We start from the raw sequence: 13,279 nt of genomic DNA, 5'->3' as shown, positions 1-13,279 counted from the left end.
TTTTCAAATATGAAGGATTTATTTGGCACTAGTCCTAAAGGTGATTTCTACCGAATAGAGGCAGAAGAGATATGTGTTGATTACAACGGCACCCTTGCTTTGTATGACGCTAGCCTGAAGCTTCGTTCTTCATCTATATGTGGTTTGGTTGGAATGAATGGCGCAGGCAAATCTACCCTTTTCAAGGCTTTAATGGGTTTTGTCCGTCCTTCAAGGGGGAAGATAAGAATTAATGGACTTTCAGTGGCTAAGGCTCAATATGATCAGGCAGTAGCTTATGTTCCTCAAAATGAAGGGATTGATTGTTCTTTCCCTGTAAGTGTTTGGGATGTTGTCATGATGGGTAGATATGGGGCGATGAATTTCTTGAGAATCCCAAGGGAATCAGACAGGAGGGCTGTAATACATGCTCTAGAAAGGGTTGATCTTACAGATTTTATTCATACGCCAATCGGGGCTCTTTCAGGTGGGCAAAGAAAGAGAGCTTTCTTGGCCCGAGCTATTGCGCAAAGAGCCTCGGTGTTATTACTTGACGAACCTTTCAGCGGGGTTGATGTTCGTACAGAGAAGCTTATGGCTGATTTATTCCTTCAATTTCGTCAAGATGGAAGAACAATTTTGATTTCTACTCATGATTTAAGTCATGTAAGAGAATTTTGTGATCTTGTTATTCTTATAAATAAAACGGTTTTAGCATATGGGGAGACATCAGAAGTATTTACCTCCGAAAATCTTTCTAAAACATTTGGAGGTATCCTTCCTGAAACTATCTCTGGACCTGCTTCAACAAATATGTTTAAGCAATGAACCCTAGTTATATATTTCTCTTTTCAACTCCTTTTTCCTTTCTGCTCGACCCCCTAACTCATGAATTCATGAGACGGGCTCTTTTTGTAAGTGCCCTAGTAGGTGGCGTATGTGGCCTCCTCTCTTGTTACATGACTCTTAAGGGATGGGCATTGATGGGAGATGCTGTTTCTCATGCCGTTATGCCTGGAGTCGTGGTTGCGTATGCTCTTGGCTTGCCTTTCTCAGTTGGAGCTTTCGTATTCGGTGTCGGTTCTGTCGCTTTGATTGGATTTGTTAAACAAAAATCAAGAGTTAAGGAAGATACTGTAATTGGGTTAGTCTTCACTGGCTTCTTCGCACTAGGATTAGTTTTAGTATCTAAAATTAAGAGTAATATTGATTTAGTGCATATACTCTTTGGGAGTCCTTTAGGTATATCTAATTCAGATTTAAAGCAAACTCTTTTTATATCTTTTCTTGTTGTAGCAGTATTGTTAATTTATAGACGAGATTTAATGCTATATTGTTTTGACCCAACTCATGCTAGATCCATTGGTATAAATACTGGTTTCTTGCATTATTTATTGTTATCAGTGTTGTCATTAGCAGCTGTTGCAGGGCTTCAAACAGTTGGAATAATTCTTGTTGTAGCAATGCTTATTACACCAGGAGCTACAGCCTATTTATTAACTGATCGTTTTGATAGAATGACGATTTTAGCAGTACTTAGTAGCTCTATATCTAGTGTATTGGGAGTGTATATCAGTTACTGGTCAGATATAGAAACAGGTGGTTCTATAGTCCTTGTTCAGACTATTATTTTTTTATTAGCATTTCTATTTGCGCCAAGATATGGGATCCTAAAGTTTAACAATCAAAACTAATATTCATATTAAGTACATGAAAGAAAGCATAAGTACTAAGAAAAGTGTTAATAAAGAAAGCCTTAATTGGCCATGGTGGCCTCTGTTCCCCTTGTATCCATATGGCTTACGAAAAACTTTCTTCAAGGAGATTGTTCCAAATAAGATATGGTCTTTTGAGCAACTTCAGGGTCTTTATTATGTTGCAGTGCCTGTTCGTTTAACGGTCATTAAGACAGCAGAGGGGCTAATGCTAATAAATCCCTTGCCTCCTACTGATGAGCTCATTCATGGAATTCATGCTCTTGAAGATAAGCATGGACCAGTAGTTTCAATTGTTCTGCCAACAGCTTCTGGTTTGGAACATAAAATTTCTATGCCAGCTCTATCAAGATCTTTCCCAAAAGCCATCTTATGGGTTTGTCCAGGTCAATGGACTTTCCCGATTAACTTGCCTCTCTCTTGGATTGGTTTGCCCAAAGCTCGAACAAGAACTTTGTTTATTGATGGCCTACCCCATTCAGAATCATGCGATTGGATATCTCTTGGTCCTTTAGATATAGGCTTGGGAAGGTTTCAAGAAGTTGCTTGTTTTCATAAATCTTCTGGTTCATTAGTGGTTACAGATGCATTGGTTGGTATTGACGCTAGTCCTCCCGAGCTATTTGACTATGATCCAACGCCTCTGTTATTTCATGCGCGTGAATCAGGCGAAGAGCCTTTGGTAGACGATCCCTCTCTTAGAAGAAAAGGGTGGGCCAGATTAGTTTTATTTGCCTCCTTTTTGAAACCCGAAAAATTGTCAATTCCTCCAATTTCAGTTGTTATAAAAAATGCATTCAAGCCTGGTTTGAGAACTTTGAGAACGCATTATGGTATTTATCCATTCCTTTGGGATAAGGATTGGGAGAATTCAACGAAGGAATTACTTGGTCAAACTAAACCCCTTTTACAAGTTGCCCCTGTTTTAGAAAGACTTGTTTTCCCAAGGGCAAAGTCTGAGTTCTTGAAATGGCTTGATAAACTTATTAAATTAAAGGGCATGAGAACTCTTATCTCTTCTCACTATTCAGCTCCTATAGCTTTCAATACTTATGATTGTAGACAGTTAATTAGAAAAATAAGTTTGTCTAATTGGTCTAATGGTGAAGGTAATAGGTCTTTTTTAGATTCAGTTGATAAAAATCTCCTAAAGAAAGGAGTAGTACCAAGAGACCCTTTGGCTATTTTTAAAGATTAAGGTCTTCTGGATCAATAGACATTTCTTGATCAGATAATAAGGATTCTTCTAATTCTTTTCTTTGCTCCATTTGCCTAAGAAAATAACCTGTCATCATTGCTGATGCGAGAAGATTTGCGAACTGATCTCTTGAAGAAGTTACTTTTACTTCGAACTGGTCTCCAGGCAACATTCCTAGAAGACCCTGAACATTGTGCCTAATAATATCTTGTATATCTGTACTTGCTGATTTTGCTACTCTTTGCAGAACATCCGGTGATTGATCTTGTAGGTACTCGATAAGAGCATTACCTTCATGACCATCATTGTTATCTGTAGTTAAAAACTCCGGGTTAAACATCCTGTCATCTCTCAATCTATTTAAGACCTTATCGCATAATGGTCTTTTGTAACCTGATTTTCCGATGGAGAGAACCGAATAGAACCAAAACTTTGTAAAGGCCAATATCTAAAAACAGCCGTCCCAATAATGTTCTCTTTTGGTAATGCTCCCCATAAATGTGAATCTAGACTGTTGTTTCTGTTGTCTCCAAGTACCCAATACGAATCTGCTGGAACTGAGATTTGATTCATTTCATACTGGATTGATTCTTTTATCCATGGTTCATTTATTACAACTCCGTTTCTGACTAAGTTCCCTGAGTGAACTTCTATTTTGTCTCCCGGGATTCCTACAACCCTTTTTATAAGTGCTGAATTATTCTCATAGCCAGCATCAACTAGTGCTTTAGGAGCCCTGAAAACAACAATTAATCCCCTTGGATAATTTTCATTATAAATTCCTTGAATCTTGGGGCGAACTTTTTCAACCAATATTTTGTCTCTTATTTGCAATGTAGGTAACATCGATCCTGATGGTATCCATCTAGGCTCAATTACTTGCCATCTCAATATAAGGGCTAGCAATACCCAAAATACAATGCTTATAAAACCGTTTTTCTTTATTTGAGTGTTGTTTGTATTTGATGAAGTCATTTAAAATTTCTTCAGTTAGTAAATATTTGGAGTTTTTATCAGAGGATTGTATTAGTTACTGGTCCTTCCCTGTCTTTATCACGCACGAATTTATTTATATGTCTAGAGCTCTTGAGAGGCTTAAAAGCCTTAGGAGTGTCTGATTTTGTATTGTGTCCTGGAAGTCGTTCAGCACCTTTGGCAATAGCAGCTGGCGGTTTGTCTAAGTCTTCTGAGATAAACCTTTTTACTGCTATTGATGAAAGGTCAGCAGGATTTCTCGCTGTTGGCCTTGCTGCAGCTAGAGGTCGTGCGAGCTTAGTTATCACCACGTCAGGAACTGCAGTTGGTAATCTTTTGCCTGCCGCTATAGAAGCAGATCGGTCTTGTATCCCAATCATTTTTATTACGGCAGATAGACCTTCACGATTAAAGAATTGCGGATCAAATCAGACTGTTAATCAGGAGGATTTCCTCAAAGCGGTTTCTCGTTCTGTTTTGTCTGGCCCAGCAGAGGGGGTCCATAAACTTGATTCTGATTCTCTTAGGGAACTTCTATTAAAAACATGCAATTCTCCTGGTTTACCACCTGGGCCAATTCACTTTAATTTGCCTATTGAAGAACCCCTTTACCCTTCATTGGTTCATCAAAAGGAAGTTTGGGAAGGTTGGAAGCCTAGTTCATTTTATTTAAATAATTATTGCCCAGAGATTCCTGATCATATAGATGAACAGGAACCTTCTGTATTCACTGAACTAGACGCGTCGCATCCAGGAATAGTGATAGCAGGCCCATGGAGAGGATCACCTCGTAAACTTAAGAATTACCAAAAATGCCTTGAGAGATGGCATGAAATAAGTGGATGGCCAATTTTTGCTGATCCTCTTTCTGGTATCTCTTTCACTCAAAAAGGCTTAATAAAATATTGGGAATTAATACTTTCCTGTGAAGTTGATTTTTCAATTCAAGGGTTGCAAATACTTAGATTAGGTCCTCTTCCTGCAAGTAAAATTCTTGAGCATTGGTTGAGTAATGTGACTGCAAAACAAATACTTATAACGGAAGATGATGATAGGCCTCTTGATCCTTTAAAGCTTGCGAGTCAATACTCAAAAGGGTTTGCTAATTGGTTTGACTTTTTCCTGAACAATCCCTTAAAAAATGATAAGTCAAATATTAATAAATCAAGTAAAGAACTCACTACTAAAATTTTATCCTTTGATAAAGAGGTTGATTTATTATTATCAAATATATTCACTTTAGAAAATAATATTAGTGAGCCATTATTAGCTTATTCTATTCCTAAAATAGCACCTATAGATATATCGATAATGCTTTCTGCTAGTTCTCCCGTTAGAGATTGGATAACTTTTTCTGGTTCAGATATTAAATCAAGAAGATGTTTTAGTTTTAGAGGTGCTTCTGGTATAGATGGAACCCTATCTTTAGCAGAAGGATTGGCTTCTTCCCTGGGTCCTACACTTCTAATTACTGGTGATTTAGCATTGCTTCATGATACTAATGCTTGGCTATTTGCTCAGTCCAACAGAATTCCTTTGATAGTCCTTTTAATTGATAATGAAGGAGGAGGTATTTTTACTAAACTAAATAGTGAACCATTATATAAAGGAGACTTTGATGAACTTTTTATAATGCATCAATCTGTTGATCTTATTGAATTAGCTTCGGCATACAAAATACCCACTAGAGAAATTACTTGTTTTAATGATCTTAAGCCTTCTTTGGATTGGGGTTTTGCTCAGAAGAGAACTGTTTTACTTCGCGTTTCTACAAACTCTTCAAAAGATAATTCGCTTAGGAATAATATCTTAGATAATGTTTATACACAGATTAGAAGCTCCATTACAAAAACTACAAATCATTCTTAATCAATATGGCTAGTGATTTTCACACTGATACACCAAGAAGGAAAGTCCTTCCAGGGAAGGAGATCCTTGATTGGATCCCCTGCGGTAATTATGAGGATATTTATTTGGACAAAAGTAAAGAGGGTATTGCAAGAATTGCAATAAATAGACCATCAAAACGCAATTCTTTTAGGCCTCAAACAGTACAAGAGCTCTGTCACGCATTTACCCATGTTCGTGATGACGAAAAGATTGGGGTAATTTTATTTACTGGTGTTGGCCCAGCAGAAGATGGAGCCTTCGCTTTTTGCGCTGGTGGAGATCAGAGTGTAAGAGGGGATGGTGGTTATTTAGACGAAAAAGGTTTGCCGCGATTAAATGTCCTTGATCTTCAGAGAATTATTCGAAGTATTCCAAAAGTTGTTATTGCCCTTGTTTCTGGTTATGCCATTGGAGGTGGTCAAGTCTTACATCTTCTTTGTGATCTGAGCTTGGCGGCTGAAAATGCTATTTTTGGGCAAACTGGACCGAAAGTAGGGAGCTTTGATGGTGGGTTTGGATCAGGCTATTTAGCAAGAGTAGTAGGTCAGAGAAAAGCTAGAGAAATTTGGTTTTTATGTAGGCAATATTCAGCAGATGAGGCGTTAAGTATGGGTTTGGTAAATATTGTTGTTCCTCTTAATGATCTCGAAGCACAAGGCATTATGTGGGCTAGGGAAATACTAAGAAATAGCCCCACTGCGATACGGTGTCTTAAAGCCTCTTTTAATGCTGAAACCGATGGATTGGCTGGGATTCAGGAATTTTCTGGTCATGCAACTCATATTTTTTACAGAACAGAAGAGGCTAAAGAAGGCCGTGATGCTTTTTTAGAAAAAAGGAAACCTGATTTTTCAGGATTTGATTGGTTACCTTGAGCGCTTATTATTCCCTAACCCTCTAAAACTAATCCTTTTTTTATTCAATGCGCGTTCTATTTGCTGCAGCTGAATGCGCCCCGATGATAAAAGTCGGAGGCATGGGAGATGTTGTGGGCTCCTTACCCCCAGCTCTTGCCCGCCTGGGTCACGATGTTCGTTTAATAATTCCTGGTTATAGCAAGCTTTGGAGCTTGCTTGAAATTCCTGAGAAGCCTATCTTTCGTGCTCAAGCTATGGGTGCAGAATTCTCAGTTTATGAAACAAAACATCCTTCCTCCTCTTTGCCTTTGTATTTGGTTGGTCATCCTGTATTTGATCCAGAGAGAATTTATGGAGGAGATGATGAGGATTGGAGGTTTACATTCTTTGCAAGTGCTACTTCTGAGTTTGCATGGAATTACTGGAAACCTCAAGTTTTACATTGCCATGATTGGCATACTGGAATGATTCCAGTTTGGATGCATCAAGATCCAGAAATAAGTACTGTATTTACTATTCATAATCTTAAATATCAAGGACCATGGCGGTGGAAGTTAGAAAGAATGACTTGGTGCCCTTGGTACATGCAGGGAGACCACACAATGGCAGCGGCAATGCTTTATGCAGATAGAGTGAATGCTGTATCGCCTACATATTCAAAAGAAATACGAACTTCAGAATATGGAGAGAGACTAGAGGGATTGCTAAATTATATATCTGGGAAATTGAGAGGAATACTTAACGGGATAGACCTTGAGGAATGGAATCCTGAGACTGATAAATCATTGCCATCGAATTTTAGTGTGAAGGATATTTCAGGTCGTAAAAAGAATAAAGAAGTCCTTCAATCACAAATGGGATTAGAAGTTAACCCTGACAGGTTCCTGCTTGGAATGGTAGGGAGACTTGTTGATCAGAAAGGTGTTGATTTACTTCTACAAGTTGCGCGACGTTTGCTTGCTTATACCGACTCGCAAATTGTAGTCCTTGGAACAGGTGATTCATTATTAGAATCTGCATTATGGCAATTGGCAATTGAGTACCCTGGTCGATTTGCTGTGTTCTTAACTTATGATGACTACTTATCTAGGTTGATTTATGCAGGTAGTGATGCTTTTCTGATGCCTAGCAGATTCGAACCTTGTGGTATTAGCCAAATCTTAGCCATGCGTTATGGCTCAATACCAGTTGTTAGAAACGTAGGTGGTTTGGTTGATACCGTTTCTCCCCATGATCCCATTAAGGATGTTGGCACGGGATTTTGCTTTGATAGATTCGAACCAATTGATTTTTATACAGCCTTAGTTAGATCATGGGAAGCTTTTCGACATCGTAAAAGTTGGGGAGAGTTGCAGATACGAGCGATGAATCAAATTTATAGTTGGGATAGATCCGCAATAGAATACGAAAATATGTATAAGGAAGTTTGTGGTGTAAAGGAACCTTCCCCTGATGCACATGAAGTGGAAAAGTTCTCTGTAGGACAGGAAGCAGACCCTTTATATGAATCAATACCTAAGAAGTAACAAGGATATATTTTGCTTAATCAGGTTATTAATATCTAATTAAATGCTTTTTTCTTTAGGAGATTTAGAAAAACTATGGGGAAAACCTATTACGCCTATACCTTCATCAATTTATAAAAAACAAATTCATTGTGTATTTACAGATAGCCGTAGGGTAGTTGAAGGTAGTTTCTTTGTCCCTCTTAATGGCGAGAGATTCGATGGCCATAATTTTTTGCAGGAGGCCTATAAACGAGGAGCAATAGCTACAGTTGTGGCAAATATATTTAAGGATTCGATACCGGACGGATTTATTTATTGGAAGGTACAAGACACCTTATACGCCTACCAGCAACTTGCCCAGTTATACAGAAAAAAACTAAACATTCCTGTTATTGCTATTACTGGGTCAGTTGGCAAGACGACAACCCGTGAGTTGATTAAAGCTACATTAACTAATCTGGGAGAGGTTACTTCTACTCAAGAAAATAATAATAATGATGTTGGTGTACCTTTAACTCTATTTAACGCAACATCAAATGATGCTGCCTTAGTTGTAGAGATGGGTATGCGTGGATTAGGACAAATCAAGCGACTCTCAAAATGCGCTTTGCCGGACATGGCTGTTATTACAAATATTGGCAACGCTCATATTGGCTTGTTGGGCAGTCGTGAAAATATTGCTATAGCAAAATGCGAGATAACTTCTTACCTGAACCCTAATGGGATGGTTGTCATGCCTGAGGGGGATAACCTTTTAGAAGATACTTTAACTAGAGAGTGGAAAGGTCAAATTGTTAGAGTAGGGCTTAGAGAGACTCCAGCATCATCTAATAATTTAAATATTTTATCTAAATGTAAGCCTGTTAAATATTTTGGCCAGCTTGATTTGGCCAAAGGTTTACTCGTCGTTAACGGAGAAACATATGTTTTACCACTTGAGGGCAAGCATAATGCTATGAACTTTATGTTGGCTTTGGCTGTAGCTTTTGAACTTGGATTGAAACCATCTTCTATAAGGAAAATGATTTTGTCTCTTCCCGCGGGGAGAAATAGTCTTTTAAAATTTGGCAACCTCTCAGTTTTGGATGAAACTTATAACGCTTCTCCTGAGTCAGTACTAGCATCTCTAGATCTTTTAGTAACTAAGCCGGGCCGTCGTTTTGCCGTCTTGGGCACCATGATGGAATTAGGGGATAAAAGTATGGAATTCCACTCTTTAATATTGGAAAAAGCCGTTGAATTACAACTTGAAGGAGTTGTCCTAGTTTCTAAGGAGATATATGTAAAACAATTAGCAAAAATTGGTAAAAATCTTGCTTTATTTCATGTAGTTGGTGAGCCTGAAGAAGCTTTTATTCTATTAGCATCTAAATTGAAGGCTGGTGATAATTTGCTTTTAAAAGGTAGTAGAAAGGTTGGTCTTGAAAGATTATTACCGTTGTTGAAATCAATGAATCTCTAATCTTTACTTTGCCAACCCTCCCTTACCAATTGTTTTGACCTTGCAATTGCTAATGATCCATCTGGAACATTTTTAGTTAGTGTTGAACCAGCACCTACAGTAACACCTTCCCCTAAAGTTATAGGCGCGATAAGTACACTATTAGCTCCTGTTTTGCAAAAATTTCCTATATATGTCTTGTTTTTATTGTACCCATCATAATTCGCCGTAATAGTTCCTGCTCCAATATTTACCTCTTTTCCAATCTTTGAATCACCAATGTAACTTAGATGGTTTACTTTTGTACCTTTACCTAGTTCACTTTTTTTTATTTCTACAAAATTGCCAATTCTACAATTGTCAAATATAACTGCTCCTGGTCGTAAATGAGAGAATGGACCTATTGAAACACTATTGCCAATATTTGATTCTTTTATCACTGAGTAAACTGCTTTTACATTGTTTCCTAGAAAAGAATTTTCTACCAATGTATTAGGTCCTATAATGCAATTATCTCCTATACGACACTCTCCTCTTATGTGTGTCTGTGGCTCTATAATTATGTCCCTACCTAAATGACAATCTTCACTAATTGTACAGCTTTTAGCATCAATGAAAGTAACACCAATATTCATCCATTTTTCCCTTAACTCTATTTGGATTAATTCCTCACAATTAGCTAATTGTGACCTGTCATTAATACCAACAACCTCACTTGAATTTTCCACACAAAAATGCATAGCTAAAGGCAAATTTTTGATTACATCAGTTAAATAAATTTCATTTTGCTCGTTGTTACTTGATAATTTTGGCAGAACAGACCTAAGTGCTTTCCACTTGAAGCAGTACACTCCCGAATTGGTTAGATTGTTTTTTCGCTCTTGTTCTGAGCAGTCTTTATCCTCAACAATTTTTCTTACTATACCTTCTCGATTTCCAAATACTCGACCATATCCTTTTGGATCAGATAGGCTTGCTGATAAGAATGTAACATCTGCTTTTGAGGATTTGTGTTTTGAAATTAATTTTTTAAGTGTAGATGTTTTTAATAAAGGAACATCACCATTGAGTACCAATAAATCACCTGCGAAATCTTCTAATAAAGGAATGAGCTTTTGCACTGCATGACCAGTTCCAATCTGAGGCTCTTGAAGTACGTATTCAATCTTTGAGAGTTTATTCAGATGCTGCTTGACTTGGTCGGATTTATGTCCAACAACAACTATGCAACGATCTGCTTTTAAGTCATTGCAGCTACCAAGTACTCTTTTTATAAGGCTTTTACCTGCCAACTTTTGTAGAACCTTAGGCAGGTTACTGTGCATTCGAGTCCCTTTCCCGGCAGCAAGAATTGCTATTGCAAGCATAAGAATTTCGTATTTTGATGGAATTTAGTTCTAATGACTAGTTTATGCATTGATCCATTTCTTTTTCCAGGAATTGGTGCTTTTTAATGAGCTTGACTTTTGTTCTGCCTCTCTCCTTTTATGAATTTTATATGATGTCGAATTACCTGATGGATCCCTGTATGGAACTGAGGCACGTGTTTTAAGATGCTCTTCTTCCATAATGGTTAAGGGCCTAAAATAATGACTTGAATTGGATTTGATTTGTTCAGAACCAGGAAATATTCCTATTGTTCCTGAAGTCCAATCTTGTTTATTAGTTGTAATGGGTAAAAGGGACATAATCTCTAGTCCGGAATCCCTTAGTGTTTTCCTTATAGAAGCAGCAGAGGAATATGTAATTAAGCGTCCATTTTTAGCAAGTCTTTGAGATAGATTTACAAGAAACTCAGCACTCCAAAGTTCTGGGCATTTTACAGGTGAAAATGCATCAAGCATGATGAGATCAAAGCGATTATTGATTGGAATTTCTTTTATCCCTTTCCTTGCATCACCCCAGATAATTTCCCCTTCGAAACCCTTTTCATTCCAGTAGCCATAACTGTTTATTGAATCAAGCATACGTAGTTCTCTGCTGGACCAGCTCTCTCTATAGGTTTTATTTTTTAACGCAATTTGCAATGGCCTTTTGTCAATTTCAAGTCCCCACCACTTAAGTTGTAAATCTCTTCTTTGACTTGGTTCAAGCAGTACGCCAGTGTTGTAGCCAATACCAAAGCAAACATCTAGAACAGTGATGCTTTCTTTGTTTGGATGTTGGCTTATTTCGGCCGGGTTTAGAAACTTCTCTGTTGCTTCTTTCCTAGCACCTGTTTCGCAATGAAATGATTCTCTATACTTATTACTTCTTAGGCTAAGAGTTCCATCTAGAGTCGTAAAAGAGATCAACTCTTTTGAGGAATTCTCTTTGTAATGATTGCTTTTACTGTCTAAGTCTTTCAAAGTCCTTCCAAAAATCTGGGTACGAAATTGAAGCCGCATCACTTCTCTTAATTGTCGAAGCTGACTCGGCAACCATTGCTGCTATAGCTAGACTCATGGATATCCTATGATCTGTTTCGCTGTCTAGATCACACCCTGTTAATTTCATCGTTCCATGAATTGTTAGGCCGTCAGGGTATTCATCAATATTTGCTCCCATTCTCTTTAATTGCCTCGTCATTACTTCTAATCGGTCAGTCTCCTTTACTCTAAGTTCTTTTGCACCTCTAATATGACTAGTTCCATTACAGAAACATGCCGCAACCGCAAGTATTGGTATTTCATCTATTAGTCGAGGAATTATTTCAGAGCCTAGAGAAAATGGTTTAAGCGTATTGCTGTGACATACTTTTAGATCCCCTACTGGTTCTCCTGCTACCTCTTTTGCATTTATAATTTCTATATTTGCCTCCATTTTTTTTAGAACATCAAGAATTCCTGTACGTGTAGGATTTAACCCTACATTTTCTATAGTTAATTCTGAGTTTGGTGTAATACTTCCAGCAATTAACCAAAATGCTGCAGAGCTTATATCGCCTGGAATGACAATGTTTTGAGCCGACAGCTTTGAGCCAGGTGATATGTTTATATGTCTTCCTCTCTCACCAGATACCTCTAGATTGGCTCCAAAAGCTTTTAACATTCTTTCGCTATGATCTCTTGAGCATGAAGGTTCAATTACTTTTGTTGATCCTTCAGCTGTTAACCCAGCTAACAGAATTGCTGATTTGACTTGAGCACTTGCTACAGGGGTGCCAATAACTGCACCATGCAGTCCTTTCCCGATAATTGATAATGGAGCCAAATTCCCTTTACATCTTCCATTAACTGTTGCTCCCATTAGTCTTAATGGTTGACTTACTCTTTGCATTGGTCTTTCCTTTAGTGAATCATCACCAGTCAGCACAAAATGTTTATCTTTGCGACCAGCCAATAAGCCAATTAACAATCGCATTGTTGTTCCTGAGTTGCCGCAATCAAGTACTTCACTAGGCTCTTGTAATCCATCTAGACCTACTCCATTTACTTTTACAATTTCACGATCCTTTATTGGACTTATTTTTACACCCATTTTTCTTAAGCAGTTTGCTGTGCTTACGGGATCTTCAGCTGGAAGAATGCCGTCAATTGTTGTTTCGCCCTCAGCTATTGCACCAAAGAGAAGAGCTCTATGAGAAATGGATTTATCTCCAGGGACCTTTACTCTTCCTAAAAGCTTTCCTCCAGGTTCTATTTCACGTATTGATGGATGGGTTTCGTGTTTATTCAATTTTCAGATATTGGTCTTTTAATAATATTATTTTATTAGTTCGAATTATTTATTAAATA

The 13,279-nt window shown here is 37.8% G+C and carries 12 protein-coding genes; 7 read left to right on the top strand and 5 right to left on the bottom strand.

The features are described from left to right. The first annotated feature begins 9 nt into the window (after window positions 1–9). From O5635_RS02460 to O5635_RS02450, 3 genes are read left to right on the top strand one after another with little or no spacing between them, the layout of a single operon-like run. Window positions 10–807, top strand: a complete 798-nt coding sequence (locus tag O5635_RS02460; protein ID WP_269607847.1) for a metal ABC transporter ATP-binding protein — start codon at window positions 10–12, stop codon at window positions 805–807. Next, window positions 804–1,673: a metal ABC transporter permease gene (locus O5635_RS02455; RefSeq protein WP_269607846.1), complete on the top strand. Its 870-nt coding sequence runs from the start codon at window positions 804–806 to the stop codon at window positions 1,671–1,673. The genes O5635_RS02460 and O5635_RS02455 overlap by 4 nt, the downstream gene beginning before the upstream one ends. 16 nt (window positions 1,674–1,689) lie before the next feature. Continuing rightward, a complete protein-coding gene (locus O5635_RS02450) occupies window positions 1,690–2,892 on the top strand; it encodes a DUF4336 domain-containing protein (protein WP_036902721.1) in 1,203 nt (400 codons plus the stop codon). Here O5635_RS02450 and O5635_RS02445 read toward each other — a convergent pair. Beyond that, complete coding sequence (locus tag O5635_RS02445) at window positions 2,882–3,232, bottom strand: DUF760 domain-containing protein (protein ID WP_036902723.1); 351 nt, start codon at window positions 3,230–3,232, stop codon at window positions 2,882–2,884. The genes O5635_RS02450 and O5635_RS02445 overlap by 11 nt on opposite strands. 20 nt (window positions 3,233–3,252) lie before the next feature. Then, entirely contained in the window at window positions 3,253–3,867 is a 615-nt protein-coding gene (gene lepB, locus O5635_RS02440) for a signal peptidase I (protein ID WP_036902725.1), read from the bottom strand. Between the two features lie 111 nt (window positions 3,868–3,978). Between lepB and menD the strand changes: the two genes are divergently transcribed. The 4 genes from menD to O5635_RS02420 are packed head-to-tail and all read left to right on the top strand — an operon-like array spanning window position 3,979 to window position 9,584. Next, window positions 3,979–5,736 (top strand): 2-succinyl-5-enolpyruvyl-6-hydroxy-3-cyclohexene-1-carboxylic-acid synthase, encoded by a 1,758-nt coding sequence (gene menD / locus O5635_RS02435; protein ID WP_052043000.1) that lies wholly within the window; start codon window positions 3,979–3,981, stop codon window positions 5,734–5,736. 5 nt (window positions 5,737–5,741) lie between these two features. Next, the gene (gene menB / locus O5635_RS02430; RefSeq protein WP_036902729.1) at window positions 5,742–6,632 is read left to right on the top strand and encodes a 1,4-dihydroxy-2-naphthoyl-CoA synthase; all 891 of its coding nucleotides are present in this window, start codon (window positions 5,742–5,744) and stop codon (window positions 6,630–6,632) included. A 47-nt stretch (window positions 6,633–6,679) separates the two neighbouring features. Further along, on the top strand, window positions 6,680–8,140 hold the full coding sequence (gene glgA / locus O5635_RS02425; RefSeq protein ID WP_036902731.1) for a glycogen synthase GlgA: 1,461 nt from the start codon (window positions 6,680–6,682) through the stop codon (window positions 8,138–8,140). Window positions 8,141–8,183: 43 nt separating this feature from the next. Continuing rightward, on the top strand, window positions 8,184–9,584 hold the full coding sequence (locus O5635_RS02420; RefSeq protein WP_036902734.1) for a UDP-N-acetylmuramoyl-tripeptide--D-alanyl-D-alanine ligase: 1,401 nt from the start codon (window positions 8,184–8,186) through the stop codon (window positions 9,582–9,584). Here O5635_RS02420 and glmU read toward each other — a convergent pair. From glmU to aroA, 3 genes are read right to left on the bottom strand one after another with little or no spacing between them, the layout of a single operon-like run. After that, a complete protein-coding gene (glmU, locus tag O5635_RS02415) occupies window positions 9,581–10,930 on the bottom strand; it encodes a bifunctional UDP-N-acetylglucosamine diphosphorylase/glucosamine-1-phosphate N-acetyltransferase GlmU (RefSeq protein ID WP_036902736.1) in 1,350 nt (449 codons plus the stop codon). The two genes, O5635_RS02420 and glmU, sit on opposite strands and share 4 nt — an antisense overlap. A gap of 42 nt (window positions 10,931–10,972) precedes the next feature. After that, complete coding sequence (locus O5635_RS02410; RefSeq protein WP_269607840.1) at window positions 10,973–11,911, bottom strand: MnmC family methyltransferase; 939 nt, start codon at window positions 11,909–11,911, stop codon at window positions 10,973–10,975. Next, window positions 11,892–13,220 carry a 3-phosphoshikimate 1-carboxyvinyltransferase gene (aroA, locus tag O5635_RS02405; RefSeq protein WP_036902738.1) on the bottom strand — a complete coding sequence of 443 codons (1,329 nt, stop codon included), beginning with the start codon at window positions 13,218–13,220 and terminating at the stop codon, window positions 11,892–11,894. The genes O5635_RS02410 and aroA overlap by 20 nt, the downstream gene beginning before the upstream one ends. Window positions 13,221–13,279: the final 59 nt, after the last annotated feature.

Source organism: Prochlorococcus marinus str. MIT 0919, assembly GCF_027359375.1.
In the GTDB taxonomy this organism is placed as follows: domain Bacteria; phylum Cyanobacteriota; class Cyanobacteriia; order PCC-6307; family Cyanobiaceae; genus Prochlorococcus_D.
The sequence above is the reverse complement of the archived record's forward strand: the minus strand, read 5'-3'. Positions and strand labels throughout refer to the sequence as shown.